General features: G+C 71.3%; 25 protein-coding genes. 8 read left to right on the forward strand and 17 right to left on the reverse strand.

Annotated features, from left to right (window positions below; translation table 11 throughout):
- The first annotated feature begins 41 nt into the window (after positions 1-41).
- The gene (locus tag CP970_RS16895; protein ID WP_055549862.1) at positions 42-635 is read left to right on the forward strand and encodes a hypothetical protein; all 594 of its coding nucleotides are present in this window, start codon (positions 42-44) and stop codon (positions 633-635) included.
- Positions 636-729: 94 nt separating this feature from the next.
- Here the strand turns inward: CP970_RS16895 and CP970_RS16900 are convergent, their stop codons facing one another.
- The 4 genes from CP970_RS16900 to CP970_RS16915 all read right to left on the reverse strand — a co-directional run bounded on the left by CP970_RS16900 (position 730) and on the right by CP970_RS16915 (position 5,058).
- Positions 730-1,854, reverse strand: a complete 1,125-nt coding sequence (locus CP970_RS16900; protein ID WP_055549860.1) for a GuaB3 family IMP dehydrogenase-related protein — start codon at positions 1,852-1,854, stop codon at positions 730-732.
- Positions 1,855-1,966: 112 nt separating this feature from the next.
- A complete protein-coding gene (gene guaB / locus CP970_RS16905; RefSeq protein ID WP_055549858.1) occupies positions 1,967-3,475 on the reverse strand; it encodes an IMP dehydrogenase in 1,509 nt (502 codons plus the stop codon).
- Between the two features lie 129 nt (positions 3,476-3,604).
- Positions 3,605-4,180 (reverse strand): sigma-70 family RNA polymerase sigma factor, encoded by a 576-nt coding sequence (locus CP970_RS16910; protein WP_055549856.1) that lies wholly within the window; start codon positions 4,178-4,180, stop codon positions 3,605-3,607.
- A 266-nt stretch (positions 4,181-4,446) separates the two neighbouring features.
- Complete coding sequence (locus CP970_RS16915) at positions 4,447-5,058, reverse strand: response regulator transcription factor (RefSeq protein WP_003948568.1); 612 nt, start codon at positions 5,056-5,058, stop codon at positions 4,447-4,449.
- A 389-nt stretch (positions 5,059-5,447) separates the two neighbouring features.
- Between CP970_RS16915 and CP970_RS16920 the strand changes: the two genes are divergently transcribed.
- Positions 5,448-5,774, forward strand: a complete 327-nt coding sequence (locus CP970_RS16920) for a WhiB family transcriptional regulator (RefSeq protein ID WP_055549854.1) — start codon at positions 5,448-5,450, stop codon at positions 5,772-5,774.
- Between the two features lie 72 nt (positions 5,775-5,846).
- On the opposite strand, the gene CP970_RS16925 is transcribed toward CP970_RS16920, so the two are convergent.
- The gene (locus tag CP970_RS16925) at positions 5,847-6,743 is read right to left on the reverse strand and encodes a LysR family transcriptional regulator (RefSeq protein WP_055549853.1); all 897 of its coding nucleotides are present in this window, start codon (positions 6,741-6,743) and stop codon (positions 5,847-5,849) included.
- Positions 6,744-6,824: 81 nt separating this feature from the next.
- On the opposite strand from CP970_RS16925, the gene CP970_RS16930 reads away from it, so the two are divergent.
- Both CP970_RS16930 and CP970_RS16935 read left to right on the forward strand, forming a co-directional pair.
- Entirely contained in the window at positions 6,825-7,502 is a 678-nt protein-coding gene (locus CP970_RS16930) for an MOSC domain-containing protein (protein WP_055549851.1), read from the forward strand.
- 33 nt (positions 7,503-7,535) lie between these two features.
- The gene (locus CP970_RS16935) at positions 7,536-8,309 is read left to right on the forward strand and encodes an SDR family NAD(P)-dependent oxidoreductase (protein ID WP_055549850.1); all 774 of its coding nucleotides are present in this window, start codon (positions 7,536-7,538) and stop codon (positions 8,307-8,309) included.
- Positions 8,310-8,580: 271 nt separating this feature from the next.
- On the opposite strand, the gene groL is transcribed toward CP970_RS16935, so the two are convergent.
- From groL to CP970_RS16955, 3 genes are all read right to left on the reverse strand, one after another.
- On the reverse strand, positions 8,581-10,209 hold the full coding sequence (groL, locus tag CP970_RS16940) for a chaperonin GroEL (protein WP_055549847.1): 1,629 nt from the start codon (positions 10,207-10,209) through the stop codon (positions 8,581-8,583).
- 115 nt (positions 10,210-10,324) lie between these two features.
- Complete coding sequence (gene groES / locus CP970_RS16945) at positions 10,325-10,633, reverse strand: co-chaperone GroES (protein WP_006347174.1); 309 nt, start codon at positions 10,631-10,633, stop codon at positions 10,325-10,327.
- A 515-nt stretch (positions 10,634-11,148) separates the two neighbouring features.
- The gene (locus tag CP970_RS16955; protein WP_150493505.1) at positions 11,149-12,075 is read right to left on the reverse strand and encodes a polysaccharide deacetylase family protein; all 927 of its coding nucleotides are present in this window, start codon (positions 12,073-12,075) and stop codon (positions 11,149-11,151) included.
- 82 nt (positions 12,076-12,157) lie between these two features.
- On the opposite strand from CP970_RS16955, the gene CP970_RS16960 reads away from it, so the two are divergent.
- On the forward strand, positions 12,158-13,405 hold the full coding sequence (locus tag CP970_RS16960; protein WP_150493507.1) for a THUMP-like domain-containing protein: 1,248 nt from the start codon (positions 12,158-12,160) through the stop codon (positions 13,403-13,405).
- An 80-nt stretch (positions 13,406-13,485) separates the two neighbouring features.
- Here CP970_RS16960 and CP970_RS16965 read toward each other — a convergent pair whose 3' ends face one another.
- The 3 genes from CP970_RS16965 to CP970_RS16975 form a co-directional block, all read right to left on the reverse strand.
- Positions 13,486-14,745 (reverse strand): RNA polymerase sigma factor, encoded by a 1,260-nt coding sequence (locus CP970_RS16965; RefSeq protein WP_055555630.1) that lies wholly within the window; start codon positions 14,743-14,745, stop codon positions 13,486-13,488.
- A gap of 120 nt (positions 14,746-14,865) precedes the next feature.
- Entirely contained in the window at positions 14,866-15,219 is a 354-nt protein-coding gene (locus tag CP970_RS16970; protein WP_055555628.1) for a YciI family protein, read from the reverse strand.
- 43 nt (positions 15,220-15,262) lie between these two features.
- Positions 15,263-16,762 (reverse strand): MFS transporter, encoded by a 1,500-nt coding sequence (locus CP970_RS16975; protein ID WP_055555625.1) that lies wholly within the window; start codon positions 16,760-16,762, stop codon positions 15,263-15,265.
- Between the two features lie 93 nt (positions 16,763-16,855).
- Between CP970_RS16975 and CP970_RS16980 the strand changes: the two genes are divergently transcribed.
- Positions 16,856-17,566, forward strand: a complete 711-nt coding sequence (locus CP970_RS16980) for a TetR/AcrR family transcriptional regulator (RefSeq protein ID WP_055555623.1) — start codon at positions 16,856-16,858, stop codon at positions 17,564-17,566.
- 26 nt (positions 17,567-17,592) lie between these two features.
- Positions 17,593-18,189 carry a class I SAM-dependent methyltransferase gene (locus tag CP970_RS16985; protein WP_055555621.1) on the forward strand — a complete coding sequence of 199 codons (597 nt, stop codon included), beginning with the start codon at positions 17,593-17,595 and terminating at the stop codon, positions 18,187-18,189.
- Between the two features lie 5 nt (positions 18,190-18,194).
- On the opposite strand, the gene CP970_RS16990 is transcribed toward CP970_RS16985, so the two are convergent.
- Genes CP970_RS16990 through tsaB form a run of 4 tightly spaced genes read right to left on the reverse strand, consistent with a single transcriptional unit; the run spans position 18,195 to position 20,752 of the window.
- Positions 18,195-18,461, reverse strand: coding sequence for a hypothetical protein (locus CP970_RS16990; RefSeq protein WP_055555619.1), 267 nt, complete (start codon positions 18,459-18,461; stop codon positions 18,195-18,197).
- A complete protein-coding gene (gene tsaD, locus CP970_RS16995; protein ID WP_055555616.1) occupies positions 18,458-19,570 on the reverse strand; it encodes a tRNA (adenosine(37)-N6)-threonylcarbamoyltransferase complex transferase subunit TsaD in 1,113 nt (370 codons plus the stop codon). Before tsaD ends, CP970_RS16990 begins: the two co-directional genes overlap by 4 nt.
- Positions 19,563-20,045 carry a ribosomal protein S18-alanine N-acetyltransferase gene (gene rimI, locus CP970_RS17000; protein WP_055555635.1) on the reverse strand — a complete coding sequence of 161 codons (483 nt, stop codon included), beginning with the start codon at positions 20,043-20,045 and terminating at the stop codon, positions 19,563-19,565. The genes tsaD and rimI overlap by 8 nt, the downstream gene beginning before the upstream one ends.
- A gap of 50 nt (positions 20,046-20,095) precedes the next feature.
- Positions 20,096-20,752 (reverse strand): tRNA (adenosine(37)-N6)-threonylcarbamoyltransferase complex dimerization subunit type 1 TsaB, encoded by a 657-nt coding sequence (tsaB, locus tag CP970_RS17005; RefSeq protein ID WP_150493509.1) that lies wholly within the window; start codon positions 20,750-20,752, stop codon positions 20,096-20,098.
- Positions 20,753-20,907: 155 nt separating this feature from the next.
- Between tsaB and CP970_RS17010 the strand changes: the two genes are divergently transcribed.
- Positions 20,908-21,456, forward strand: coding sequence for a hypothetical protein (locus tag CP970_RS17010; protein WP_079044069.1), 549 nt, complete (start codon positions 20,908-20,910; stop codon positions 21,454-21,456).
- Between the two features lie 352 nt (positions 21,457-21,808).
- Here CP970_RS17010 and tsaE read toward each other — a convergent pair whose 3' ends face one another.
- Positions 21,809-22,321 carry a tRNA (adenosine(37)-N6)-threonylcarbamoyltransferase complex ATPase subunit type 1 TsaE gene (gene tsaE / locus CP970_RS17020; protein ID WP_055556686.1) on the reverse strand — a complete coding sequence of 171 codons (513 nt, stop codon included), beginning with the start codon at positions 22,319-22,321 and terminating at the stop codon, positions 21,809-21,811.
- A gap of 10 nt (positions 22,322-22,331) precedes the next feature.
- A complete protein-coding gene (locus CP970_RS17025; RefSeq protein WP_055556689.1) occupies positions 22,332-23,546 on the reverse strand; it encodes an alpha/beta fold hydrolase in 1,215 nt (404 codons plus the stop codon).
- Positions 23,547-23,549: the final 3 nt, after the last annotated feature.

A 23,549-nucleotide genomic window follows, 5' to 3' on the forward strand; every position in this document is an offset into this window, starting at 1 on the left:
GCCGCACATCAGTACGGCAACCACGCCCCAGGGGGACCCGAATGACCCAGCCACCCCAGCCACCGGACGGCAACCCGTACGGCCAGCAGCAGCCCTACCCGCCGCAACAGCCCTACGGCCAGCAGCCCTACGGCCAGCAGCCCCCGCAGCAGCAACAGCCGTACGCCGCCTTCCCGCAGCAGCAGCCCGCTCCGCAGGGCGGCTTCCCGATGGCCCCGCAGCCGCACGGCCGCACGGGCAACGTCGGCCTCGGCGTGGCCGTCGCCATCGTCCTGCTGTTCGTCACGGCCGGTGTCTACGGCGCCATCATGAAGGCCGTGGAGCACGAGATCGGCTACGCCGCGGTCGCTGTGGGCCTGATCATCGGGTTCTGCGCGGGCAAGGTCGGCGGACGGCACCCCGCGCTCCCGATCGTCTCCGCCGTGGTCGCCCTGATAGCCGTGTACCTGGGCCAGCTCACCGGGTACGCGATGGCCATCGGCGAGGGCCTCGACGTCTCGTTCTTCACCGTCCTCACCGACCACTTCGACCTGGTCAACCAGGTCTGGAAGCACGAGAAGGACGTCCTCACCTTCGTCTTCCTCGCCGTCGGCGGCGCGGCCGCGTTCTCCGCCGCCAAGAAGGCCGGGGACTGACCGGCCCACGGAAACATGCGAAGAGAAAAAGGGTCCGGGCCCACCTTTCGGTGGGCCCGGACCCTTTTCCGCTCAAGCGGAGCGACGCGTCGGCTCAGCGCTTGTGCTGCGAGTCCGCGACGGTCACCTCGACGCGCTGGAACTCCTTGAGCTCGCTGTAGCCCGTGGTCGCCATCGCGCGGCGCAGCGCTCCGAAGAAGTTCATCGAGCCGTCCGGGATGTGCGAAGGCCCGGTGAGGATCTCCTCGGTCGTACCGACCGTGCCCAGGTCGACCTTCTTGCCGCGCGGCACGTCCTCGTGCACGGCCTCCATGCCCCAGTGGTGGCCCTTGCCGGGCGCGTCCGTGGCGCGGGCCAGCGGGGAGCCCATCATCACGGAGTCGGCGCCGCACGCGATGGCCTTGGGCAGGTCGCCGGACCAGCCCACGCCGCCGTCGGCGATGACGTGCACGTACCGGCCGCCGGACTCGTCCATGTAGTCACGGCGGGCGGCCGCGACGTCGGCGACGGCGGTGGCCATCGGCACCTGGATGCCGAGCACGTTGCGCGTGGTGTGCGCGGCGCCGCCGCCGAAGCCGACCAGGACGCCCGCGGCGCCGGTGCGCATCAGGTGCAGGGCGGCGGTGTACGTGGCGCAGCCGCCGACGATGACCGGGACGTCCAGCTCGTAGATGAACTGCTTCAGGTTCAGCGGCTCGGCGGCACCGGAGACGTGCTCGGCGGAGACCGTGGTGCCGCGGATCACGAAGATGTCGACGCCCGCGTCCACGACGGCCTTGGAGAACTCGGCGGTGCGCTGCGGGGAGAGCGCGGCGGCGGTGACGACACCCGAGTCGCGCACCTCCTTGATGCGGCGCCCGATGAGGTCGGCCTGGATCGGCGCGGAGTAGATCTCCTGGAGCCTCCGGGTCGCGTTCTCCGCGTCCAGCTCGGCGATCTCGTCGAGCAGCGGCTGCGGGTCCTCGTGCCGCGTCCACAGGCCCTCGAGGTTCAGCACGCCGAGGCCGCCGAGCTCACCGATGCGGATGGCGGTCGCAGGCGAGACGACCGAGTCCATGGGGGCGGCCAGGAAGGGCAGCTCGAAGCGGTAGGCGTCGATCTGCCACGCGATCGAGACCTCCTTCGGGTCGCGGGTGCGCCGGCTCGGTACGACGGCGATGTCGTCGAACGCGTACGCGCGGCGGCCGCGCTTGCCGCGCCCGATCTCGATCTCTGTCACGTTGTGGGGCCTTTCCCTCTTGGTCTGCCTGTCCAGTATCCCCGACACGCGTGGAAGGGGCGGCCCCGGTCATCCGGGGCCGCCCCTTCCACGCGCGCGTGGAGCCAGGAGGCTACTTGCTACGGCTGTAGTTCGGCGCCTCGACCGTCATCTGGATGTCGTGCGGGTGGCTCTCCTTGAGGCCCGCGGACGTGATGCGTACGAAACGGCCGTTGGCCTGGAGGTCGGGGACGGTGCGTCCGCCGACGTAGAACATCGACTGGCGCAGGCCGCCCACCAGCTGGTGCACGACGGCCGAGAGCGGGCCGCGGTAGGGCACCTGCCCCTCGATGCCCTCGGGAACCAGCTTCTCGTCGGAGGCGACGCCCTCCTGGAAGTAGCGGTCCTTGGAGAAGGACTTCTGCTCGCCGCGGGTCTGCATCGCGCCCAGCGAGCCCATGCCGCGGTACGACTTGAACTGCTTGCCGTTGATGAACATCAGCTCCCCCGGGGACTCCTCGCAGCCGGCGAGCAGCGAGCCCAGCATGACCGTGTCCGCACCGGCGACGAGCGCCTTGGCGATGTCTCCGGAGTACTGCAGGCCACCGTCGCCGATGACCGGGACACCGGCCTCCTTGGCGGCGAGCGACGCTTCGTAGATGGCCGTTACCTGCGGTACGCCGATACCGGCGACGACGCGCGTCGTACAGATGGAGCCGGGTCCGACGCCCACCTTGATGCCGTCGACACCGGCGTCGATCAGGGACTGCGCGCCGTCCCGCGTGGCGATGTTGCCGCCGATCACGTCGATGCCGGGGGCGTCGGACTTGATCTTGGCGACCATGTCGCCGACCAGGCGGGAGTGGCCGTGCGCGGTGTCGACGACGATGAAGTCGACGCCCGCGGCGACCAGCGCCTGGGCACGCTCGAACGCGTCACCCGCGACGCCGACGGCGGCGCCCACCAGGAGGCGGCCCTCCGCGTCCTTGGCGGCGTTCGGGTACTTCTCGGCCTTCACGAAGTCCTTGACCGTGATGAGGCCCTTGAGGATGCCCGCGTCGTCGACCAGCGGAAGCTTCTCGATCTTGTGGCGGCGCAGCAGCTCCATGGCGTCCACGCCGGAGATGCCGACCTTGCCGGTGACGAGCGGCATCGGCGTCATGACCTCGCGCACCTGGCGCGAGCGGTCCGACTCGAAGGCCATGTCACGGTTGGTGACGATGCCGAGCAGCTTGCCCGCCGGGTCGGTCACCGGGACGCCGCTGATGCGGAACTTCGCGCAGATCGCGTCGGCCTCGGCCAGCGTCGCGTCCGGGTGCACCGTGATCGGGTCGGTGACCATGCCGGACTCGGAGCGCTTCACCAGGTCGACCTGGTTGGCCTGGTCGGCGATGGAGAGGTTGCGGTGCAGCACGCCGACGCCACCCTGCCGCGCCATGGCGATCGCCATGCGGGACTCGGTGACCTTGTCCATCGCGGCCGACAGCAGCGGGACGTTCACTCGCACGTTCTTCGAGATGAGCGAGGAAGTGTCGATCTGGTCGGGCGCCATGTCCGACGCGCCCGGCAGCAGCAGCACGTCGTCGTAGGTCAGCCCGAGCGTCGCGAATTTTCCGGGCACTCCGTCGACGTTTGCAGTCATGACACCTTCCCCAGATGGCCTTGATCGGTGCGGATGTCCATGCTAACGGGATCCGAGGGTGTCTCATTCCACGATCAAGATCATCGGCAAGCTTTGTACGTTCGTACGTCGTACGTTCACGCGTTCCTGCTACTGCTCGGCCAGCGCCCGCAGACGACTCAGCGCCCGGTGCTGGGCCACACGAACCGCCCCGGGTGACATCCCCAACATCTGCCCGGTCTCCTCCGCCGTGAGCCCGACGGCGATCCTGAGCAGCAGCAGCTCCCGCTGGTTCTCCGGAAGGTTGGCCATGAGCTTCTTGGCCCACTCCGCATCGCTGCTGAGCAGGGCACGCTCCTCGGGACCGAGCGAATCGTCGGGCCGCTCCGGCATCTCGTCCGAAGGCACCGCGGTCGATCCGGGATGGCGCATCGCGGCACGCTGCAGATCGGCCACCTTGTGTGCGGCGATCGCGAAGACGAACGCCTCGAAGGGGCGCCCCGTGTCCTTGTAGCGCGGCAGCGCGAGCAGCACGGCGACGCACACTTCCTGCGCCAGATCCTCCACGAAGTGCCGTGCGTCACCCGGCAGGCGGGAGAGCCGCGTACGGCAATACCGCAGCGCCAGCGGGTGCACGTGTGCCAGGAGATCGTGCGTGGCCTGCTCGTCACCCTCGACCGCGCGAAGGACGAGGGCACCGATCACCGTCGTCTTGTCATCGCGCATCGGTCCATGGTGCCTTGACGGCGACTGATCCGTCGCACCGCGTCCGTAGTTGTGCACTGAAGCGTTATGAGCAGGCGCGCCGGAAGTCATCTCCTGCGCCCTCCCCTCCCGCTCGATCGACTCGTCCCCGAGGAACTCCACACCTCAAGGATGCGGCATCGGCGGCGAAGCGACAGCAATCGCTCCCGATGCGGGGCGCGACGGGCATCCGTCACCCCGCCCACCACCCGGCGGGCGGGGCTCGCCATGCCCCCGCGGCGACACATTCAGCGGACCAGGCCCCAGCGGAAACCGAGCGCCACTGCATGCGCCCGGTCCGAGGCGCCGAGCTTCTTGAAGAGCCGCCTGGCGTGCGTCTTCACGGTGTCCTCGGAGAGGAAGAGCTCGCGCCCGATCTCCGCGTTGGAGCGGCCGTGGCTCATGCCCTCGAGCACCTGGATCTCCCGCGCGGTGAGCGTGGGCGCGGCGCCCATCTCGGCCGAACGCAGTCTGCGCGGGGCGAGCCGCCAGGTCGGATCGGCGAGCGCCTGGGTCACCGTCGCCCGCAGTTCGGCGCGCGAGGCGTCCTTGTGCAGATAGCCGCGGGCACCGGCGGCGACCGCGAGCGCGACACCGTCCAGGTCCTCGGCGACGGTGAGCATGATGATGCGCGCACCGGGGTCGGCGGACAGCAGCCGCCGGACGGTCTCCACGCCGCCCAGACCGGGCATGCGTACGTCCATCAGAATCAGGTCCGAGCGGTCGGCACCCCAGCGGCGGAGGACTTCCTCGCCGTTGGCTGCCGTCGTCACACGCTCGACACCGGGCACGGTCGCGACCGCGCGGCGGAGCGCCTCTCGGGCAAGCGGGGAGTCGTCGCAGACGAGGACGGATGTCATGACTGTCCTCCGCGGCTCTCACAGCTGCTGCGCGTCACCTTGAGCCTCCAGGCTGGTACATATTCGTCACCTGTGCGGTTGACGCTCTCGGACACCTGCCCGAGCGCTTGTTCTTTCAACCGCCTCGCACTCTCAACGACGGTCACCCGAAAGAGTTACGGGGCGATCGGCCACGTTCGGCACTCTACGTGAGGGCGCGGACACAGCGCAGACAGCGCAAGAGACCCTCAACCTTTCATCACAAGCTATGCCCCATTTAGCGCCTTTTCTTCCCTTTTCCTGGTGTCTGTGGCTAGATTCGCAATGAGTCATATTTTCATCTCCTTAGACAGTAGATGTACGGTCATGGGCACCGTATCCGCGTCAAAACGGCTTCAAGGGGACCAGCAATGGCAGATTTCTCCCGCCTTCCCGGACCGAACGCAGATCTCTGGGACTGGCAGCTCCTCGCGGCCTGCCGCGGGGTCGACAGCTCGCTCTTCTTCCACCCGGAGGGCGAGCGGGGCGCGGCGCGCAGCGCACGCGAGAACTCCGCCAAGGAGGTCTGCATGCGGTGCCCGGTGCGCGCGGAGTGCGCCGCGCACGCACTCGCGGTGCGCGAGCCCTACGGCGTATGGGGCGGACTGACCGAGGACGAGCGCGAGGAGCTCATGGGGCGCGCCCGCAACCGCCTGGTCACGGCGTCGGCCACGACGGCCGCCGCGTCACACCGATGAAGGAACGTTTCCTCTGATACGTCTGACACGTACGAGTCACGCGCACGACCACGTCCGCGTACGTACGAACGATCAGCGGGCGGCGGCCCGCGCCAGGTGGTCCAGCGTGGCGGCGACGGCCGGCACCTGGGCCAGATCAGGCAGTGTGAGCGCGACGATCTCGCGCCGCACGGCCGGCTCGACCGTCACGGTGCGGGCACCCTTGGGGCGCACCGACTCGATGGCGAGCTCGGGCAGCACCGCGACCCCGAGGCCCGCGCCGACCAGACCGATCACCGCCGGGTAGTCGTCGGTCGCGAAGTCGATGCGGGGCACGAAGCCCGCGCCCTCGCAGACCTCCACCAGCTGCCTGCGACAGCGCGGGCAGCCCGCGATCCACGACTCGTCGGCGAACTCACCGATGGTGACCGACGCGGCGGCGGCGAGCCGGTGCCCCTCGGGCACGAGCCCGACGAGACGGTCCGCGAGCAGCGGTCGTACGACGAGGTCGTCCCACTCCTCCGCCGCGGTCGCCCCTTCGTACCGGAAGGCGAGGGCCACGTCGCAGTCGCCCTCGCGCAGCATCTCCACGGAGCGCGGCGGCTCGGCCTCCACGAGCGAGACGCGGGTGCCCGGGTGCTCCGCGCGCAGTGCCGCGAGGGCGCAGGGCACGAGCGTCGAACTGCCGCTGGGGAAGGAGACGAGCCGGACCCGGCCCGCGCGCAGGCCCGCGATGGCGGCGACCTCCTCCTCCGCGGCGGTGAGCCCGGCGAGGATGCCCGCGGCATGCCTGACCAGGGCGTCTCCGGCCTGCGTCAGACGCATCTCGCGGCCGGTGCGGATCAGCAGCGGGGTGCCCGCCGAGGATTCGAGTGCCTTCATCTGCTGGCTCACGGCGGGCTGGGTGCAGCCGAGCTCGCGCGCCGCCGCCGAGAAGGAGCCGGTGGCGGCAACGGCTCGCAGGACACGGAGATGACGGGCCTCGATCATGCTTCGAGCATAAGCGACGCTTGGACATGTCGCGAAATATTGCATCGCGGCTTTGGGACGGGCTCGCCTAACCTTCCTGTCATGAAGCTGCTCTCCGTAAATCTGGGCCGCCGCACGGCCGTCGAGTACACCGACGCCTCGCACGGCCTCACCGGGATCGACAAGAAGCCGACGGACGAATCCGTCCTGGTGACGGCGCCGGGGGTGAAGGGCGTCGGCGGGAGCGGACTCGTCGGCGACGAGATCGGCAACCTGCGCCACCACGGCGGACACGACCAGGCGGTGTACGCCTTCGCGCGCGAGGACCTCGACGTCTGGCAGGACCTCCTCGGGCGGCCGCTGGCCAACGGCGGCTTCGGCGAGAACGTCACGACGTCCGGGATCGACGTGAGCGGCGCGCGGATCGGCGAGCGCTGGCGGATCGGCTCCGGTCCGCTCCTCGAAGTGACGAGCAGCCGCATCCCCTGCCGTACGTTCCAGGGGCACCTGGACGAGAAGGGGTGGGTCAAGCGGTTCACCCGGCACGGTGTCCCCGGAGCGTATCTGCGAGTGATCGAGCCGGGCGAGATCCGGGCGGGCGACCCGGTCGAGATCGTGCACCGGCCGGCTCACGAGGTCACCGTCGCCCTGCACTTCCGGGCCGTCACGACGGAGCGGTCGCTGCTGCCGCGGATGCTGGACGCCGCTGACGCGCTGCACCCGGAGACGGTGGCGAACGCACGCGAGTACGTCGAGAAGTACGGCGCACCGGACGCGTGACGCCGGGGCCCTCGGGATCACTAGCCTGGGGCCATGACTACGGCTCTGATTACGGGATCGACCGCCGGCATCGGCGCCGCCTTCGCGCGGCGGCTCGCGGCTGACGGGCACAACCTCGTCCTGGTGGCGCGCGACACGAAGCGGCTGCGGGAGCAGGCGACCGAGCTGCACGACCGGCACGGCATCGAGGCGGAGGTGCTGACCGCGGACCTCTCCACGGACAAGGGCATCGAGTCCGTCGAGGAGCGTCTCTCGCGCCCCAGGGAACCCGTCGACCTGCTGATCAACAACGCCGGCTTCGGCAACAAGGGCAAGTACTTGGACGTCCCGATGAGCGACGAGCTCATCATGCTCAAGGTGCACTGCGAGGCGGTGCTCCGGCTGACGTCGGCGGCGGTGGAGTCGATGCGGGGGCGCGGCAGGGGCGGGGTGGTGAACGTCGCGTCGGTGGCGGCGTTCGTACCGCGCGGGACGTACGGCGCGTCCAAGGCGTGGGTCGCGCAGTTCACCCAGGGCGCGGCGAAGGACCTGGCGGGCTCGGGCGTACGACTGATGGCGCTCTGCCCGGGCCTGGTGCGGACCGAGTTCCACGAGCGCGCCGGAATGGGCACGTCCAACATCCCCAAGTGGATGTGGCTCGACGCGGACAAACTGGTCGCGACGGCACTGGCCGACCTGGCCCGGGGCAAGTCCCTGTCCATCCCGGACCCGCGCTACAAGGCACTGATGGGCGTGGCGAAGGTGACGCCTAGGTCGCTGCTCGGTGGGGTGACGTCGCGCACTGGGCGTAAGTACGGACCGCGGTAACTCTGCGAGGGCTTGGGCGGGGGCGTCTGCCGGGTTGCTGATCGTCGCCGACTGCGGGTCGTGGTCCGTCCTCGCGCAGTTCCCCGCGCCCCTAAACGCGCCCCTGACGGGGCGCCCCGTCAGGGGCGCGGGGAACTGCGCGATCAGCCACGACGAAACCCGCAGTCGGCGACGAGCCGCAACCCGGCAGACGCGCCCCCGAAAACGGACTGAGGCCCGGCCCCCGTAAAGGGAGCCGGGCCTCAGTCACCGTTCAAGCCGAGCGCAGCGGTCAGTGAGAGTGACCGTGCCCGTGCCCAGCGCCAGCGTCGCCCTCTTCCTCGGCCGGCTTCTCGACGACCAGGGTCTCGGTCGTCAGGAGCAGCGACGCGATGGACGCGGCGTTCTCCAGGGCGGAGCGGGTGACCTTGACCGGGTCGAGGAGACCGGCCTTGACCAGGTCGCCGTACTCACCGGTCGCGGCGTTGAAGCCGAAGCCCTTGTCGAGCTCGGCGACCTTCGAGGTGATGACGTAGCCCTCGAGGCCCGCGTTCTCGGCGATCCAGCGCAGCGGCTCGACGGCGGCGCGGCGGACGACGGCGACACCGGTGGCCTCGTCGCCCTCCTTGCCGAGGTTGCCCTCGAGGACCTTGACGGCGTGCACCAGAGCGGAGCCACCACCGGAGACGATGCCCTCCTCGACCGCGGCGCGGGTCGCGGAGATGGCGTCCTCCAGACGGTGCTTCTTCTCCTTGAGCTCCACCTCGGTGGCGGCGCCGACCTTGATCACGCACACGCCGCCGGCCAGCTTCGCGAGGCGCTCCTGGAGCTTCTCGCGGTCCCAGTCGGAGTCCGTGGCGTCGATCTCGGCCTTGATCTGCGAGACGCGGCCCTCGACGTCGGCCTTGTTGCCGCCGCCGTCGACGATCGTCGTGTCGTCCTTGGTGATCGTGACGCGGCGGGCGGTGCCCAGCACGTCGAGACCGACCTGGTCGATCTTGAGGCCGACCTCTTCGGCGATGACGGTGCCGCCGGTGAGGGTGGCGATGTCACCGAGCATGGCCTTGCGGCGGTCGCCGAAGCCGGGAGCCTTCACCGCGACGGCGTTGAAGGTGCCGCGGATCTTGTTCACGACCAGGGTCGAGAGGGCCTCGCCCTCGACGTCCTCGGCGATGATCAGGAGCGGCTTCGAGGCGTTGGCCTGGATGACCTTCTCGAGCAGCGGCAGGAGGTCCTGGATGGAGGAGATCTTGCCCTGGTGGATCAGGATGTACGGGTCGTCGAGGACGGCCTCCATACGCTCCTGGTCGGACACCATGTACGGCGACAGGTAGCCCTTGTCGAAGGCCATGCCCTCGGTGAAGTCGAGCTCCAGGCCGAAGGTGTTGGACTCCTCGACGGTGATGACACCGTCCTTGCCGACCTTGTCCATCGCCTCGGCGATGAGCTCGCCGACCTGCGGGTCCTGGGCCGACAGACCGGCGACGGCCGCGATGTCGGCCTTGTCGTCGATCGGACGGGCGGTGGCGAGGAGCTCCTCGGAGACGGCCGCGACGGCGGCGTCGATGCCCTTCTTCAGGGCGGCCGGGGAGGCGCCCGCGGCGACGTTGCGCAGACCCTCCTTGACCAGGGCCTGGGCGAGCACGGTGGCGGTGGTGGTGCCGTCACCCGCGATGTCGTTGGTCTTGGTCGCCACCTCCTTCACCAGCTGCGCGCCGAGGTTCTCGTACGGGTCCTCGACCTCGACCTCACGGGCGATGGTGACGCCGTCGTTGGTGATGGTCGGGGCGCCGAACTTCTTGTCGATGACGACGTTGCGGCCACGGGGGCCGATCGTCACCTTGACCGTGTCGGCAAGCTTGTTGACGCCGCGCTCAAGGGCGCGACGGGCGTCCTCGTCGAACTTAAGGATCTTCGCCATGGGAGCGATTCAGCCCTCTCGAAAACTCGGGTGAACGAACTGCGCCCCTCGCCGCCCGGCTTCAGCGGGGTGACCAGGGGCGCAGCTCAAAGCAATGCTTCTGCTTCGGGGTGAACTACTTCTCGACGATCGCGAGCACGTCGCGAGCCGAGAGGACGAGGTACTCGTCGCCGTTGTACTTCACCTCGGTGCCGCCGTACTTGCTGTACAGCACGACGTCGCCGACCTTGACGTCGAGCGGCAGGCGCTCGCCGTTCTCGAAGCGGCCCGGGCCCACGGCGAGGACAGCACCCTCCTGGGGCTTCTCCTTCGCGGTGTCCGGAATGACCAGGCCGGAGGCCGTGGTCTGCTCGGCGTCGAGCGGCTGGACCACGATGCGGTCCTCGAGCGGCTTGATGGCAACCTTGGAGCTTGCGGTCGTCACGATCCGGTCTCCCCCTTCGGAGATCTACGGGGTTAACAGTCTGGGGTGGCGACCAGGTGGATCCGTCGTCGCGGGTGCCGGACCTGCCCGTCGCTGTTGGCACTCTCCAGCGGGGAGTGCCAGAAGCGAGACTAGGACGGGGATTAGCACTCGGTCAAGCGGAGTGCCAATCGACTGCGTCTGGCTTTAGCGGGGCTTGGAGTGGTGCTCCCTGTTGTCGCAACGCTTCTTGTGGGCCGGGGGTTCCTTGTCGGCGATTCGTGGGCGCCCCGTTTTCGCCGGGTCGGCAGGTGGGGCTGTGCCCACCCGTTCCGCCCTGCGGAACGCCTGCCCACAGCGGGGAGCGCCGGGCTCCCCCTTCGTGCCCGGTTTACGCGGTACCTTCTGGGCCGCCTTCCGCCCGAGCCTCTCGATCGGGTCCACCGATTCCGCGCAGCCCGTGAGGAGCGTGGGCGCGAGTACGCCGCACAGCAGGGCCCCGGCCAGGAGGCGGCGGCGCGCTCGCGCCCGGGGGGTCACAGGTAGTCCTCCAGCCTGGCCACCGCGTACCCCTTGTCCGTGACCGTCTTCATGACCTTGCGGACCATGTCGGGCATCGTGCCCTTCCAGTCCGCGCGGCCCCGGAAGTGCGTGAGGATGATGTCTCCGGGATGCAGGTCCCGGTCCCACTCGCGCCACTCCATGTGGTCGGCGAACGCCTCCGACGCCCACAGCGGCACCGCCTTGATGCCACAGGACTTGGCGGCGCGCAGGGAGTCCTGGTTGTAGTTGCCGTACGGCGGGCGGAAGAGTTCGGGCCGTTTGCCGTAGCGCTTCGCGATGACGTCCTGCATGCCGCAGATCTCGCGGCGCTGCGCCTCGTAGGAGAGTCCGGGCAGGTAGCGGTGGTTGAGGGTGTGGTTGTTCAGGGTGATGCCGCGGGACTGCATCTTCTTGAAGTACGCGTAGTCCTCCTTGACCAGGTAGTCACTGAGGAACGCGGTGTACGGGAGCTTCAGGTCGCTCATCATCCGCAGCAGCGCCGGGTCCTTCTCGGCGCCGTCGTCGATGGTCAGGAAGACGACCTTCTCCGTGGTCGGGATCGTCGTGAAGACGGGCGGCAGGCTCGACTGGCCCTTGACCTCGAAGCCCTTGCGGGTGGTGATGTGCGGCTTGGCCGCGGGGGCGGGGGGCGCCGCGAGCGGGGTCTTCGCCAGGCCCCAGCGCTTGGCCGCAGCGACCCGCGCGGCCTGGGCCGCGCCGAGCCGCTTGGCGTAGGAGTCGAGGGCGCGGGCGGGCGGGGCCTGGAGCGGCTGCTGGCCGTGGGCCGGTTCGACGGTGTCGGATTCGCCCCCGACGGCGCAGCCCGACGCGATCGCGACGACCGTGATCACCGCGACGGCGGCCCTCGTCTGATTCTTCCGCCTTCTGGCGGATTCTTCCGTTTGTCGTACTAGTTGCATGGCGCCGGATCCTCGCAGCTCAAGGACCTGCCGAAGGGCCGACACCGCCACCGGCCGCGCACCATCCACCGACTGGCCCACAATGGGGCAGGTGAACGACCCGAACACGCCGAGCGGCCACGAGACCGACCCCGGCGACCCTCTCGGCAACCCCCTCGCCGCCTTCGCCGCCCTGCGCACCGACGCGGGCCTGGCCCTGCTCGACGAGGTGCGGGACGTGCAGCCCGCGCAGGAGCTCGCCGCCGCGACCCGGCTGCGCCGCGAACACCCGGCCCCGCTGGTCTCCGCGGCCCTCGCGCAGGCGCGCCTGCGGCAGCGGGCCGCGGCGAAGTTCGGCGCGCGGGACGCGGCCCGGATGTTCTTCACGCCCAACGGCGTCGAGCAGTCCACGCGCGCCTCCGTCGCCGCGCACCGCGCCGAGAGCTTCAAGACGCTCGGCGTACGGTCCCTCGCCGACCTCTGCTGCGGCATCGGCGGCGACGCGATCGCCCTCGCGCGGGCGGGCATCTCCGTGCTCGCCGTCGACCGGGACCCGCTGACCTGCGCCGTCGCCCGCGCCAACGCCGAGGCACTGGGGCTCGCCGAGCTGATCGAGGTCCGCGAGGCGGATGTCACCGAGGTGGACACGTCCGCGTACGACGCGGTGTTCGTGGACCCGGCGCGCAGGGGCGGACGTGGCCGGATCTTCGACCCCGAGGCGTACTCACCGCCGCTGTCCTGGGCGGTCGCCGCCGCGCTCGACGCGCCGCGCGCCGCGCTGAAGATCGCGCCCGGCATCCCGCACGAGGCGGTACCCGCCGAGGCCGCGGCGGAGTGGATCTCGGACGGCGGCGACGTGAAGGAGGCGGTGCTGTGGTTCGGCACGGACGCCCCCGCCTCGCACCGCGCGACGCTGCTGCCGGGCGGCGCGAGCCTGTGGTCCTCGCTCGACGCGATGCTGCCCGACCCGCCCGTCCGCCCCGTCGGGCGCTATCTGTACGAGCCGGACGGCGCGGTCATCCGCGCGCACCTGGTCGCGGAGGTGGCCGCGCGGGTGGAGGGCGGCCTGATCGACGAGACCATCGCGTACGTCACGTCCGACGCGCTGCACCCGACCCCGTACGCGGTGGCGTACGAGATCACCGACCAACTCCCCTTCGGCGTAAAGAAGTTGAAGGCCCTGCTGCGGGAGCGCGAGGTCGGCATCCTGACCGTGAAGAAGCGCGGCTCGGCGGTCGAACCGGAGGAACTGCGCCGCAAGGTGAAGCCGCAGGGAAAGAACTCGGCGACGGTCTTCATGACCCGGGTGGCAGGCGCCCCGACGATGCTGATCGGCCATCCGGTGGGGTGAGCCCCGTGAGGGGCCCCGCAGGGGCCTTCAGGGGCGCGGGGAACTGCGCGCCCAGCCACAGCGAGCCCGCAGCGAAGGTCTCAACAGTCGGCGGCCCGAGCCAGAAGCATTTCCCGCTCCCGCGCATTGCGGGCCAACGACGCCGCCCGCTCGAACTCCGCGCGAGCCTCGGCCGACCGACCGAGCCGGGCAAGCAAGTCACCCCGCACACTGGGCAGCAGGTGATACCCCTCCAGCGCTGGTTCGGCGCCGAGGGCGTCTACCAGCGCCAACCCCGCCTCAGGCCCCTCGGCCCGAGAGACCGCCACCGCCCGGTTCAACTCGACCACCGGGGACGGGGTGCGGGCGGCAAGCAGGCCATAGAGCGCGGCGATCTGCTGCCAGTCCGTCTCCTCGTACGTATGCGCGTGGGCGTGACACGCGGCGATCGCGGCTTGCAGGGCGTACGGCCCCAAGGCCCCCGCGCCCGCAGCAGCGGCCTGTGCCTGAGCCAGCGCAGCGTATCCGCGCCGGATCAGCATCCGGTTCCAGCGGCCCCTGCTCTGGTCCGCGAGCAGCACCGGCTCGCCCGCGGGGCCCGTCCGCGCCGCCGAGCGGGACGCCTGGAGCTCCAACAGGGCCGCGAGGCCGTGGACTTCGGACTCCTTGGGCATCAGGCCCGCGAGCACCCTGGCGAGCCGCAGCGCGTCCTCGCACAGGGCGGGGCGCAGCCAGTCGTCGCCCGCCGTGGCTGCGTACCCCTCGTTGAAGATGAGGTAGATGACTTCGAGGACGGAGCCGAGCCGGTCCTCCCTGTCGGGCCCGTACGGGACTTCGAAGGCGACGCCCTTCGTGGCGAGGGTGCGCTTGGCCCGCACGATCCGCTGCGCCACCGTCGGCTCCGGCGCGAGCATCGCGCGCGCGATCTCCGCGGTGGTCAGGCCGCCGAGCAGCCGCAGGGTCAGCGCCACCCGGGCCTCGGCGGAGAGCACCGGGTGGCAGGCGGTGAAGACGAGGCGCAGGAGGTCGTCGTCGATGTCGTCGGGGTCGGCGGGTTCGTCGGTATGCGGCGGCGCGCTCTCCAGGTCGCGGCCGACCTCGGCGAGCTTGCGGGCGTAGCGCTCGCGGCGGCGTACGAGGTCGATGGCGCGGTGCTTGGCGGCGGTCATCAGCCAGGCGCCCGGGTTGTCGGGCACGCCCTGTTCGGGCCACTGTTCGAGGGCGGCCACCAGGGCGTCCTGGGCCAGTTCCTCGGCGATGCCGACGTCCCGCACGATCCGTGCGACGCCCGCGATGACGCGCGGCGACTCCATGCGGAAGACGGTCTCGATGGCCTGGCGGGGCTGCTCGTCCGACGACATGGGGCGGGGGTGCTCCGGGGGATGGCTCACGGCGATCCATCAGAGCACCCCGACGCGGCGGCCGCAAAGGCTCAGCGCCTACTCAGCGGCTCAGCCCTCGCTCGACGGCTCAGCGCCTGCTCAGCCCTCGATCTCCCGGACCTCCGCGGTGATCGTCCAGTAGTCCTCGTGGGTCGAGAGGAACCGCTTGGCCCACTCGACCGCCTCCGCCATGTCCTTGGCCTGACAGATCGAGTAGCCCCCGACGACCTCCTTGGTCTCGGTGAACGGGCCGTCGGTGGTGGACAGTTCGCCCTTGTCCCAGGTGACGCGGGCGCCCTCGGAGGTCGGCCTGAGGCCCGCGGTGTCGAGCATCACCCCGGCCTTGGTGATCTCTTCGAGCAGCGCGCCCATGCGCTCCTGGAGCTCGGGGCTCGGGCCGCCCTCGGGCACGTTCTTCTCGTCGATGCGGATCATCGTCAGAAAGCGCGGCATGGTGGTCTCCCATCGGGTGGTGGCGGGGGCTTCTCCTCGCCTCTCACCCCTGCGTCGAACGGGAGACGCCCGTTTCGACATCGTCGCCGAGATTCTTGGAAGTTTCTTCGTGGGCGGACGTCTGCGCAGGTCGCGGGGGTGTCGAGGCGGGAGTGCGACGCCCGTGCAGCACCGCCGTCGCCAGTGCGGCCGCCACCAGGAGCCCGGCGGACACGGCGAAGGCCGTCGCATGGCCCTCGGCGAGGGACGCCCGGTCGGTGCCCGTCCCCGTGGCGCTCGCCGCGACCGTGACCAGGACCGCGAGCCCCAGCGAGCCGCCGAGCTGGCGCGAGCTGTTGAGCAGCCCGGAGGCCATGCCGGTCTCCTCGGGGGCGACGTCACCGGTCGCCGAGGTGCCCAGCGGTACGAAGCACATGCCGATGCCGACGCTCGCCACCAGTGAGGGTCCGAGGATGGAGCTCAGGAAGGTGCCGCCCGCCTCGACGGTCAGCGCGAACCAGCCGAATCCGGCGGCGCCGAGCAGCCCGCCCGCCACAAGGAGCGTCCGCGCGCCGACCCGGCCGACCGTACGGGTCGCGACCGTCGACCCGGCCACGATGCCCGCGCAGAACGGCAGGAACGCGGCACCGGCCGCCGTCGGGCCGTACCCCATCACCTGCTGGAGGTAGAGCGAGGTGAAGTAGAAGGCGGCGAACTGCCCCGAGGACATCAGGAGCGCGAAGACGTTCGCGGAGAGCACGGGCCGGTGCGCCGTGCTGAGCAGGCGGAGCCGGAGCAGCGGCTCCCGTACGCGCGTCTCGACGACGGCGAAGGCCACGAGCAGCGCGGCCGCCGCGCCGAGGGTGGCGAGGGTGGTGGCCGATCCCCAGCCGTACGTCTCCGTGCGCACCAGGCCGAGCACGAGCACGGTCATGCCCGACGTGACGAGCAGGGCGCCCGCGAGGTCGAGGCGGGGCGCGGGCCCCGTGCGGCGGTCGGCGGGCACCCCGCGCCGCGCGAGCAGGAGCGCGGCGACGACCACGGGCACGTTGACCAGCATCACGGAGCGCCAGCCCGCCCAGTCGGTGAGCAGGCCGCCCGCCATGATGCCGACCGCGCCGCCGAGCGCCCCGGCGATGCCCCACAGACCGAGGGCGCGCGAACGGGCGGGCCCCGCCGCGTAGTTGACGGTGATCAGGGCGAGCGCGACGGGGGCGAGTGCCGCCGCGCCCGCGCCTTGGACGGCGCGGGCCGCGATGAGCTGCCCCGGTGTGAGCGCGAGCCCGCCCGCGAGGCTCGCCGCGCCGAAGACGGCGAAGCCCCAGACGAGGGTGCGCCGCCGCCCGATCAGGTCGGCGAGCCGTCCGCCGAGCATCAGCAGGCCGCCGAAGGCGAGCGCGTAGGCGTTGACGACCCAGAGCAGCGAGTCGGCGGCGAAACCGAGGTCGGCGCCCATGTCGGGCAGGGCGATGTTGACGACGGACATGTCGAGGGAGACGAGGAACTGCACGGTGAGCAGCACCGGCAGCAGCCAACGCCCTTGCGGAGCGTTCGGATTCACCATGCGACGCACATTACTATACGCGTATAGAAACTCCGCAAGCCCTGCTTGCGGAGGCAGGCGCGGCAACGTCGAGGCAGGCACGACAATGAGCCGGTGGCAGAAGAAGCAGAAGGCGCGGAAGAACCCGTGAAGAAGAAGCGCGGCGTCGGCCGCCCCCGCCGCGTCGACACGGAGACGATCGTCGCGACGGCCCGCCGGATCCTGACCGAGGAGGGCGTCGCGGCGCTGAGCATGCGACGGGTCGCCAAAGAGGTCGGTACGACGCCGATGGCGCTCTACCACCACGTGCGCGACAAGGACGACCTCCTGATGCTCACGCTCTCCGGCACCGCCGCGACGACCCCGCGCCCCGAGCTGCCCGCCGAACCGCGCGAGCGCCTCCTCGCCGTCTCCCTGCACATGCACGACACGCTCGCGCGGCTGCCCTGGGTGGTCGAGGTGCTCGGCCTCGGCGATCTCACCGACAAGGGCGCGCTGTGGATGGTCGAGGAGATCGTCGGCGCGGGGATCGACTGCGGGCTCACCCCCGCCGACGCCGTCCGCGCCTACCGGACCATCTGGCACTGCGTCTACGGAGACCTGGTCTTCCGCCAGGCGATGCGGCGCCGCGCCGAGGACCCGGACCGCAAGCGGTACTTCCCCGACATGCTCACGGAGGCCGACGCCGACGAACTCCCCCACCTCGCGGCGCTCGCGGGACGCTGGGACGAGCTGACGGAGGACTACGACGTGGCACACCAACTGGGCGCGGTCGTCGACGGGTTGCTGGGCCGGGCGGAACGCGCCCCCACCAGTCCCGGATAGCACAGGACGTGTGCCAGGCTCCCCTCATGCCCTTCGACCACAACGACCACTACCACCGGCTGCTCCTGCGCAAGCTGCCGCCGCACGGCCGCACCGCCCTCGACATCGGCTGCGGAACCGGCCGCTTCGCCCGACGCCTCGCGGAACGCGGCTACGAGGTCGACGCGCTCGACCCGTCGGCGGAGGTCATCGCCGAGGCGGAAGCGGTCGGCGGCGGGCCCCGGTACCGGCAGGCCGACGTGACGGCGCTGGACCTCCCCGAAGGCCACTACGACGTCATCAGCTGCCTGGCGAGCCTGCACCACATGCCGTTCGACACGGTCACGCGCCTGCGCGCCGCCCTCGCGCCCGGTGGCACCCTGCTCGTGCTCGGCTGCTACGCCGGAATGACCTCGTGGGACGTCGTGGCGTCTCCGGCCAACGCGGCGGCCAGAGTGGCGGTGTACGCGACCGAGCGCCTGCGCGGCACGCACACACCCCCGCTCAAGCCGCCCGTGGCACCACCGGACATGCGGCTCCCGCGGATCCGCGCCGAAGCGGCCCGCCTCCTGCCCGGCAGCCGCGTGCGCCAACTGCTCTTCTGGCGCTACCTGTTGACGTACCACCGACCCGCCGGGAGCTGACGGCGCTAGCGCGACTCGACGGACTCGACCGACTCGAACCGCCACCGGTGCACGAGCCGCGTCACCAACTCCGGCGAGGGCTCGGCCAGTTCGGGCAGATCCGCGTCGAGCGGCGCGTCCCACCACGTGATGACGAGGACCCGGTCCTGCGGCGCACGGAAGGTCTCACGCCGCAGCGGCTCGCCGGACAGCTCCTGCGCCCGCGCCCAGGCGAGCAGGTCGTCCCCGCGCCCCTCGACGGCACGGGCCTCCCACATCAGAGCGATGCTCACGAGTACAGGTTCTCCTTGCTGACCTCGTGCACGTGGTCATGCCCGTGCGCGTGTGCGTGCCCCGGCACGTGCGGCTCCGTCACCGGCAGCGACGAGTCCGCCGACAGGTCCCAGTCCGACGCCGCCCTGTTCCGCGCCACCATCTCGGCGCCGAGGGCCGCGACCATCGCGCCGTTGTCGGTGCACAGCTTGGGCCGCGGCACCCGAAGCCGGATCCCGGCCTTCTCGCACCGCTCCTGCGCGAGCGCGCGCAGCCGCGAGTTGGCGGCCACGCCGCCGCCGATCATCAGGTGGTCGACGCCCTCGTCCTTGCAGGCCCGCACGGCCTTGCGGGTCAGCACGTCGACGACCGCCTCCTGGAAGGACGCCGACACGTCCCGCACCGGCACCTCCTCGCCCGCGGCCCGCTTCGCCTCGATCCAGCGGGCGACGGACGTCTTCAGTCCGGAGAAGGAGAAGTCGTAGGCGGGGTCGCGGGGCCCGGTGAGCCCGCGCGGGAAGGTGATGGCGTTCGGGTCGCCCTCGCGCGCGTAGCGGTCGATGACGGGCCCGCCGGGGAAGCCGAGGTTGAGCACCCGCGCGATCTTGTCGAACGCCTCGCCCGCCGCGTCGTCGATGGTCGCGCCGAGCGGACGTACGTCCGAGGTGATGTCGGTGGAGAGCAGCAGCGAGGAGTGCCCGCCCGACACGAGCAGCGCCATGGTCGGCTCGGGCAGCGGCCCGTGCTCCAGCTGGTCCACGCAGATGTGCGAGGCGAGGTGGTTGACGCCGTACAGCGGCTTGCCAAGCGCGTACGCGTACGCCTTGGCGGCCGAGACGCCGACGAGCAGCGCGCCCGCGAGCCCGGGCCCCGCGGTCACCGAGATGCCGTCGAGGTCCTTCGCGCTCACCCCCGCTTCCTTCAGGGCGCGGTCGATGGTCGGCACCATCGCCTCCAGGTGGGCGCGCGATGCGACCTCGGGCACGACGCCGCCGAAGCGGGCGTGCTCGTCGACGCTGGAGGCGATGGCGTCGGCGAGCAGGGTGGTGCCGCGGACGATGCCGACGCCGGTCTCGTCGCAGGAGGTCTCGATGCCGAGGACGAGGGGTTCGTCGCGCGAGTCAGCCATGAATCTCGGTTCCTTGTACGCCGGTTGCGGAGGTGGAGGGATCGGTGCGGCGCATGACCAGCGCGTCCACGTTGCCGGGCTGGTAGTAGCCGCGCCGGAAGCCGATGGGCTCGAAGCCGAAGCGCTCGTACAGCTTCTGCGCCCGGGTGTTGTCGACCCGCACTTCCAGCATCACCTCGGCGCACTCGAAGGCGGTCGCGGCCTGGAGCAGGTCGGTGAGGAGCCGGGCGCCGAGGCCGGTGCCCCAGTGGTCGCGGGCCACGGCGATGGTCTGGACGTCGGCGAGGTCTCCGGCGGCGGCGAGTCCCGCGTACCCGACGAGGCGGTCGCCGTCCATGGCCACCACGTAGCGGCGGGTGGCGAGCGGCCCGCGCGCGTGGGCGAGCTCGGACCAGAACATCCCGCGCGACCAGGCGTCGTCCGGGAAGAGCTCCTTCTCCAGGAGGAACACGGGATCGATGTCCCACCAGCGCATCTCGCGCAGCACGGCGCCGTCGGTCTTCCGGGCCGCCTGGGTCGCCTCGGTCACTTGGGGGTGACCACCTTGTAGTTCTTGGGCACCTGCGCGTCGGGACGGCGCAGGTACAGCGGCCGGGGCTCCAGGAGCTCCTCGCCCGCGGCCAGCCTCTCGGCGGCCAGCGAGGCGAGTGCGGCCGCCGACACGTGCTCGGGGGCGCGGGCGTCGGGGAACGTGTCGGGGTAGAGCAGCGCGCCCGCGCCGACGGCGGGCAGCCCGTCGACCTCGGCGGCGATGTCCGCGGGCCGGTCGACGGCGGGATCACTCACACGAGTGCGTACGTCGTCGTAGCGCGCCCAGTAGACCTCTTTGCGCCGGGCGTCGGTGGCCACCACGAAGGGGCCCGACTCGATGCCGGAGGCGTACGCGAGGCCGTCCAGGGTGCACACCCCGTGCACCGGGACGCCGAGGGCGAGGCCGAACGTGTCGGCGGTCATCAGGCCGACGCGCAGACCGGTGTAGGGGCCGGGGCCCACGCCGACGACGATGCCGGTCACGGCGTCGAGTCTGAGCCCGGCGTCGGCCAGCACGCGGTCGACGGCCGGAAGCAGCAGTTCCCCGTGGCGGCGGGCGTCCACCTGGCTCGACTCCGCGATGACGGATGAGCCGTCGTGGAGGGCGACGGTGACGGCGGGCGTTGCGGTATCCAGAGCGAGCAAGAGCACGCGAACAGCCTACGGCTCCGACGCCCGTCGCACGGCCGCACCGGCAGGGGGGCCGCTGCCCGGGGGACGGGGGCGCGGCTGCCCCGGGGAGGGGGGCGACGGCTGCTACCGTCACCCCGTAGCCGTACGCAGTACGAAGAGGTGGGTGGCGCAAGGTGTCAAGGAGCAGCTCGGGATTCGTGGCCGGGCTCACCGCCGCTGCGCTCGCCGTGGTCGGCTTCCTCGCCTACCAGGCGTCGGCCAGCGCGCCCGACACCCTGGGCAAGCCCGACAAGTCGCCGTCCGCCTCCGCGTCGCGCTCCCCCAAGGACAAGAAGAACCCCACGGCGCTGCCCGCGCAGTCCGGCACCGGCGAGCGGGTGGTCTACTCCCTGGGCGACGACCGCGTCTGGCTGGTCACGGCGGCGGGCAAGGTCAAGCGCACGTTCGAGGTCACCCCCGGCACGGTGGATCCGACCCCCGGCAAGTACGCCGTGACCTCCCGGACGGGCTCGGTCACCGGTACGGACGGCACCCCGATCGAGCACGTCGTGATCTTCACGACCAGCGACGGGGTCGCGATCGGCTTCAGCGCGGCCCTCGACGGCTCGACGCCCAAGCCCGACCCCGCGAAGAAGACGGGCGGCATCCGCGAGTCCCGCGACAACGGTGACGCGATGTGGCAGTTCGCGGGGATCAGCCAGAAGGTCGTCGTCGTTCCCTAGCCCCGTCGCTCCTGGGGGCGGGGTCACTGGGCGGCGTGGACACCGCGCTGGCCGCGGCGCAGGACGCCAGCAGATCGCTCATGGAGAACCGCGCGGGCTCCGGCACGCGCGCGGGCCCTGGCAGCGGCAGCCCGTGCGGCTGCGGCGGCTGTACGTCACGTTCTGAAGCCGACATGGATGCCTCCTGGGCTCCGGGGGCAGACGTGGTTAGGCAGACCTAACCAGCACCGGTATCCATGTGACCACGCCCGACACGCGCCGCGCAACATTTTGCCGACGGCTTGTCGGAACGTTCGGCGAAAGCCCACGCCGCCCAGAGCCCGGGCGAGCACACGCCCATGCGGCCCGAGGCCTACGCCGCCAGCAGTGTCAGGTCCTCGTCCGCCCAGCGCGTGCCGAGCCCCGTCAGCGTGACCTCGCGGACCTCGTCCGTGGTGTCGCCGACGGCACGGTCGATGACCACCCTCAGGCGGTCGTCCGAGAGCTCCTCGACCTTGCCGTCGCCCCACTCGACGACGATCACCGAGTCGGGGAGCGAGACGTCGAGGTCCAGGTCCTCCATCTCGTCGAGCCCGCCGCCCAGGCGGTACGCGTCGACGTGCACGAGCGCGGGGCCCGCGCCGAGCGGAGGGTGGACGCGGGCGATGACGAACGTCGGCGACGTGACCGCGCCGCGCACGTCGAGGCCCTCGCCGAGCCCTCTGGTCAGCGTCGTCTTCCCGGCGCCGAGCTCGCCGGTGAGCATGACGAGGTCGCCGGGGCGCAGGATCTTGGCCAGGCGGCGGCCCAACTCGCCCATCTGCTCCGGGGAGTTGACCGTGATCTTGAGGGTGGCGGCAGGGGCCTGGTGGTGCGGTGCTTCCATACCGTCCACGTTAGCCCCTGGACGCCGCCGCACCGTCCGCCACCGGCACCCCGCCCGCCCGCGCGAGCAGCTCCACGAGCCGGTCGGTGACCACCTCGGGGTGCTCCAGCATGACCATGTGCCCCGCGTCGGGGACCAGGACGAGCTCGGCGTCCGGCAGCCGCTCCGCGATGGCCTCGCTGTGCCCGCTCGGCGTCACCATGTCGTGCTCCCCGGCGAGGACCAGGACGGGCAGGTCCGCGAAGTGCGTGAGCGCCTCCGCCTTGTCGTGCTCGGTGAACGCCGGGTAGAACTCGGCCACCACGTCGATCGGCGTCGACTCGATCATGCGCTCGGCGAACCGCGCGATCGCCGGGTCCACGTCCTTGGACGAGAACGAATAGCGCTTGATGACGCCCGCGAAGAGGTCGGCCGTGGCCCGCCGCCCGCGCTCCACCAGCTCCGCCTGCGAGCCGAGCGCCCGCAGCACCCCGGGCAGCACCCGCCGCACCGCGTTCATCCCGGCCACCGGGAGCCCGAAGTTCACCTGTCCGAGCTGCCCCGACGACGTACCGACCAGGGCGACGCCGACGACCCGCTCGCGGATCAGCTCGGGGAACTGGTCGGCGAGGGCCATCGTCGTCATGCCACCCATGGAGTGCCCGACCAGGACGAGCGGCCCCTCGGGCGCCGCCGCGTCGATGACGGCCTTCAGGTCGCGCCCCAGATCGTCGATGGAGACGGGCACGCCGCTCTCCAGCTGGTCGACGCCGCGCCCCGAACGGGCGTGGCTGCGCTGGTCCCAGTAGACCGCGCGCACGACGCCGCGCAGCGCGGCCCGCTGGAAGTGCCAGGAGTCCTGGCTCAGGCAGTAGCCGTGGCTGAAGACGACGGTGACGGGCGCGGCCGCCCGGCGCCCGAAGCGCCCGCGCGCCCGCGCCGCCCGGCCGCCGTCCGGCTCGACCTCGTCGACCTCGTAGAAGAGCTCCGTGCCGTCCTCGGCGTACGCCGTGCCCGGCATGCCGCGCAGCGAGCCGTACGGACCCGACGCGTCGAGCGCGAGCCGCGCCTTCTTGCGCATGCCGCGGCCGACGGTGAGCCGCTCGATGGCGACACCCGCCGCGGCACCCGCGGCGATGACCCCTATCGCGGCACCGGCCACACCGGCCCTGCGCCAGTTCCCGGCCGCGGTGGCGGCCTCCGTCACCGCTTCCACCGCGGCCGCCCCCGTGCTGCTCTCGCTCACGTG

It is taken from the genome of Streptomyces kanamyceticus (assembly GCF_008704495.1).
GTDB lineage: Bacteria > Actinomycetota > Actinomycetes > Streptomycetales > Streptomycetaceae > Streptomyces > Streptomyces kanamyceticus.

Bases quoted from the DNA above. Each gene is read 5' to 3' on its own strand.
- CP970_RS16895 (WP_055549862.1), top strand. From the start codon at position 42: ATGACCCAGCCACCCCAGCCACCGGACGGCAACCCGTACGGCCAGCAG.
- guaB (WP_055549858.1), bottom strand. From the start codon at position 3,475: ATGACTGCAAACGTCGACGGAGTGCCCGGAAAATTCGCGACGCTCGGG.
- CP970_RS16910 (WP_055549856.1), bottom strand. From the start codon at position 4,180: ATGCGCGATGACAAGACGACGGTGATCGGTGCCCTCGTCCTTCGCGCG.
- CP970_RS16915 (WP_003948568.1), bottom strand. From the start codon at position 5,058: ATGACATCCGTCCTCGTCTGCGACGACTCCCCGCTTGCCCGAGAGGCG.
- CP970_RS16920 (WP_055549854.1), top strand. From the start codon at position 5,448: ATGGCAGATTTCTCCCGCCTTCCCGGACCGAACGCAGATCTCTGGGAC.
- CP970_RS16925 (WP_055549853.1), bottom strand. From the start codon at position 6,743: ATGATCGAGGCCCGTCATCTCCGTGTCCTGCGAGCCGTTGCCGCCACC.
- CP970_RS16930 (WP_055549851.1), top strand. From the start codon at position 6,825: ATGAAGCTGCTCTCCGTAAATCTGGGCCGCCGCACGGCCGTCGAGTAC.
- CP970_RS16935 (WP_055549850.1), top strand. From the start codon at position 7,536: ATGACTACGGCTCTGATTACGGGATCGACCGCCGGCATCGGCGCCGCC.
- groL (WP_055549847.1), bottom strand. From the start codon at position 10,209: ATGGCGAAGATCCTTAAGTTCGACGAGGACGCCCGTCGCGCCCTTGAG.
- CP970_RS16955 (WP_150493505.1), bottom strand. From the start codon at position 12,075: ATGCAACTAGTACGACAAACGGAAGAATCCGCCAGAAGGCGGAAGAAT.
- CP970_RS16960 (WP_150493507.1), top strand. From the start codon at position 12,158: ATGGGGCAGGTGAACGACCCGAACACGCCGAGCGGCCACGAGACCGAC.
- CP970_RS16965 (WP_055555630.1), bottom strand. From the start codon at position 14,745: ATGTCGTCGGACGAGCAGCCCCGCCAGGCCATCGAGACCGTCTTCCGC.
- CP970_RS16970 (WP_055555628.1), bottom strand. From the start codon at position 15,219: ATGCCGCGCTTTCTGACGATGATCCGCATCGACGAGAAGAACGTGCCC.
- CP970_RS16975 (WP_055555625.1), bottom strand. From the start codon at position 16,762: ATGGTGAATCCGAACGCTCCGCAAGGGCGTTGGCTGCTGCCGGTGCTG.
- CP970_RS16985 (WP_055555621.1), top strand. From the start codon at position 17,593: ATGCCCTTCGACCACAACGACCACTACCACCGGCTGCTCCTGCGCAAG.
- tsaD (WP_055555616.1), bottom strand. From the start codon at position 19,570: ATGGCTGACTCGCGCGACGAACCCCTCGTCCTCGGCATCGAGACCTCC.
- rimI (WP_055555635.1), bottom strand. From the start codon at position 20,045: ATGCGCTGGTGGGACATCGATCCCGTGTTCCTCCTGGAGAAGGAGCTC.
- tsaE (WP_055556686.1), bottom strand. From the start codon at position 22,321: ATGGAAGCACCGCACCACCAGGCCCCTGCCGCCACCCTCAAGATCACG.